This is a genomic window from Magnetococcales bacterium (genome assembly GCA_015231925.1).
GTDB lineage: Bacteria > Pseudomonadota > Magnetococcia > Magnetococcales > JADGAQ01 > JADGAQ01.
Window position 1 is genome coordinate 1 of sequence record JADGAQ010000289.1, and the last position, 3,569, is coordinate 3,569.

A 3,569-nucleotide genomic window follows, 5' to 3' on the forward strand; every position below is an offset into this window, starting at 1 on the left:
CTGTTTCGATGCTTCAGGCTGCCTGAATCGGTTTACTGAGCTGAACGGTTACAAAATATTTAGCATGATTTTGCGAGAGTGGATTCGAGAATCTATTGAGCGAATACGCCCCCACGAGCAGTTTGATCTGCTGGTGCGGTTGCCTCCCGAGGTGGCGTGCCAAATGATAACGCTGATGCGCGAGATTTTGCCTCGGGATGCCTTTTTCAAAATCTGGAGGGAATGGTTTGAACGCCGTGACCCCCGCGAGCAGTTTGAGCTGCTGGCGCGGTTGTCTCCCGAGGTGGCGAGCCAAATGATAACGCTGATACGCGAGAATTTGCCTCGGGAGGCCATTCTTGAAATGTTGCGGGAATGGTTTGGACTCCGTCACCCCCGCAAGCAGTTTGAGCTGCTGGTGCGGTTGTCTCCCGAGGTGGCGAGCCAAATGATAACGCTGATACGCGAGAATTTGCCTCCGGAGGCCTTCCTCGAAATGTGGCGGGAATGGTTTGAACGCCGCCACCCCCGCGAGCCGTTTGAGCTGCTGGCGCGGTTGCATCCCGAGGTGGCGAGCCTAATGATAACGCTGATACGCGAGAATTTGCCTTGGGAGACCTTCCTCGAAAAGTGGCGGGAATGGTTTCAACGCCGTCACCCCCGCGAGCAGTTTGAGCTGCTGGTGCGGTTGTCTCCCGAGGTGGCGAGCCAAATGATAACGCTGATACGCGAGATTTTGCCTCGGAAGGCCTTTCTCGAAATGTGGGGGGAATGGTTTGAGACTTATTTCGCTTCCAATTCTGAGATCAATGGGCCTCGATCGTTGTACAGCAGAAATACCATTTCAGATAAACGTATATTGATGTTGATTCATATTCTCAGGAGGCCTTCTCCATCAAACCAGGACGTGATGCGTTATGTAACAGATAGACATCATCGATCTATTCAATTAATGCTGCATTCATGGTGGCAAGACATTGACCATGGCATCAGGACGATTTCTCTTGAGTCACTAAGCGACATCCTGTGGCTTGCCAGATTGCTACAAGAAGAAGAGGTTGTTCGGTCATTAAAGCTGTCAATTGAGCATGCATTGAACTGTCGAATCATGTAAAGTAAGTTTGTTGTCTCAATGTGTTTCGTAGAAAATACCGGGGACAGCGGTTTCCATGTACGCTTGGTAGACGGCGATCTGTGCGGCATAGACAGGCTTGGAGAGGGCCACGCCCCGCTTGACGGTGTCGTTCCAGGACTTGTTGTTGAGGGACTTGCACTCCCACAGGGCGGGATAGCCCATGGGAACCTCCAGGGGTCCACCGGCCAGGATGCCGTCCACATGTCCCTGAATGCGCCCCTTGGCCACCGAGAAACCGAACTGCCCGCCATCCCGTTTTTGGGTGACCAGGTTGAACCCCGCAGCTTGCAACCAGCGGATGGCCAACTCCTCGAAGAGATGCCCGGCGGCGAAGATGCGCAGGGTCTTACCGTCGAAGCCCCGGCACGCATCCCTGGGGGCCCCGGCGTATTCGAACTGCAACGCTCGCTCGCAGGCGACACCCAGCCGTGATCCACCCAGATATTGCCGGGGCGGACTGGCTGCCTCCTCGGCGACCAGAGCGGCGTCGATCAGACCGGTGACGATCTCCCCAATCATGGCAGCGTGGTTAAAATCCAACATGACCTTTGCCTTCAGAATGGGATGTCGTCGTTGTGCTTGTGGAAGTAGTCCTGGTAGGCACTGACCACCACGTCGATCAGGGTCAGCACCTCAGCCTTGTTGTAATCCGCCAGGGGGCGGTGCATGCCGATGCTGCCCACGTATTCCCCCAGGGGGATCAAAGCGGCGGCCATGGCCGCCTGTTCCAGATCCGTCGCGTCCGTCATATCTTTGCCCTCCAAAAGCAATGTCCTGGCAACCGCCCGCACCCCTCCCGCCAACCGGACCAGGACATGGCCGGGTGAGCGTTTGATGATGTTTCCAAAAATGGTCCGCTCCCGACCCGGCAGGTCTTCCAGCCAGACCCGGTGGCACCGCACTCCTGGAGGCAGGGAGACCCAGCCCAGCCGGGGGTCGTGCCAGTTGGTGCGCTGCCGGGTCCAGGCCGGGAGAGGCATCACGCCACCTCCGCAAGGGCGGGAGAGGCTCCGAAGATCAGCCCCTGGATCGCCCGCCGGTTGAAGCGGAAGGTCATCAGGGCCGAGGCTTGGTAGCGGGTCAGGTTGTGGTCGAAGCGGTATTCCGCCGGGAGGTACTGCAACTGCCGCTCGGTGGGGGCCTCGTGAATCCAGCGTTTGGTCTTGTGGGCCGAGTCGGCGCTCTCGTGGTCGTTGAGCCAGTCATCGGCGGCGGCCAGGCAGACGGTGCGTTCGCCGATGGAGAGGAGCCGGGCCGGGGTGCCATTGGCCCCGCCCACCCCGTGCCAGCGACCGTTGAGGAAGAAGACCCCGCCCCAGGCGGTGAAGCCGTTGGCCAGCAAGGCTGCGTCGTCGCCGAAGAGATCGACCCACAGGAAACTGGAACGGGCCAGGAGATCGACCTCGGTCATGATGAAGTCGGCCAGTGGTTCTGGCGGGCCGTTGCCTTCGTCCAATCGCTCCCAGACATAGCCGCAGAGGGGGCATTCCCGCACCGCCAGGGGTACGGTGGCCTGACACTCCGGGCAATCCTTGGTTGGGGCCTCTCCCTGGAACTCCTTCCCATCCAGGTCCACGTCCTGTTCCAGGGAGCCGTGCAGCAGGGTGGAGGTGCCGAAGTCCAGGACAACGCAGTCGGTTTTGATCACCCCCGGGTGTTCGTTGGGATCGATGGTACGCAGGCCCCGGCCCACCATCTGGATGAGGGTGGACTTGTAGGAGCTGGGGCGAAGCAGTACCACGCAGGAGGTGGGCGGGTGGTCCCAGCCTTCGGTCAGAACGGCCACGTTGACCACCACCCGGGCATCACCCTTTTCGAACCGGCGCAACACGGCGCGACGCTCGCCGTCGGGCAGGTCGCCGTGGACCAGGACCGCTTCGACCCCGGCGGCGTTGAAGGCGTCGGTGACGTTCCGGGCGTGGTCCACGGTGGAGCAGAAGACCACGCTCTTGCGGAATCTTTTGATGCTCCCTGTCGCGGCTTCGCCGCTCCCCGCCTCTTGCGCTTTCTCCTGCCAGTGACGGATGACGGCCTCGGTGACCGGGGCCTTGTTCATGATCCGGTCCACTTCGGCCATGTCGAAGTCGTCGGCGGTGCGCTTGACCTCGCGCAGGGCCTCGCCGGTGCCGACGTCGATGACGAAGGTGCGGGGCGGGACCAGGTGGCCGGAGCGCACCAGTTCTCCCAGCCGCACCTGATCCGCCACGTTGGAGAAGATGGGGCGTAGCGCCTTCTTGTCGCCCCGGTTGGGGGTGGCGGTGACGCCGTAGAGGCGGCACTCCGGATTGCGCTCCCTGGCGGCGTCGATGATGCGGCGGTAGCCTGGGGCTGCGGCATGATGGGCCTCGTCGATCACCAGCAGATCGAGGGGCGGCATGGCCTCCAGGTTGGATTGCCGCGCCAAAGTCGGCACCATGGCGAAGGTGGTCCGGCCCCGCCAGGACTTGGATTCCGC

3 protein-coding genes and 1 pseudogene are annotated in these 3,569 nt (G+C 60.9%); 1 reads left to right on the forward strand and 3 read right to left on the reverse strand.

Annotated elements, in window-relative coordinates:
* The coding region (locus HQL56_18860) for a hypothetical protein (protein ID MBF0311578.1) at positions 1 to 1,093 on the forward strand (1,093 nt) is incomplete at its 5' end.
* A gap of 33 nt (positions 1,094 to 1,126) precedes the next feature.
* On the opposite strand, the pseudogene HQL56_18865 reads toward HQL56_18860, so the two are convergent.
* The 3 genes and pseudogenes from HQL56_18865 to HQL56_18875 all read right to left on the reverse strand — a co-directional run.
* Positions 1,127 to 1,657 (reverse strand): annotated as a pseudogene (locus tag HQL56_18865) (hypothetical protein).
* Between the two features lie 11 nt (positions 1,658 to 1,668).
* Complete coding sequence (locus tag HQL56_18870; protein ID MBF0311579.1) at positions 1,669 to 2,094, reverse strand: hypothetical protein; 426 nt, start codon at positions 2,092 to 2,094, stop codon at positions 1,669 to 1,671.
* Positions 2,094 to 3,569, reverse strand: a 1,476-nt coding sequence (locus HQL56_18875; GenBank protein MBF0311580.1) for a DEAD/DEAH box helicase, incomplete at its 5' end; no start/stop codon positions are given. The genes HQL56_18870 and HQL56_18875, both read right to left, overlap by 1 nt.

What these genes read in the sequence shown, in the direction of transcription:
- HQL56_18870 (MBF0311579.1), bottom strand. Translation starts at nt 2,094, where the DNA reads ATGCCTCTCCCGGCCTGGACCCGGCAGCGCACCAACTGGCACGACCCC.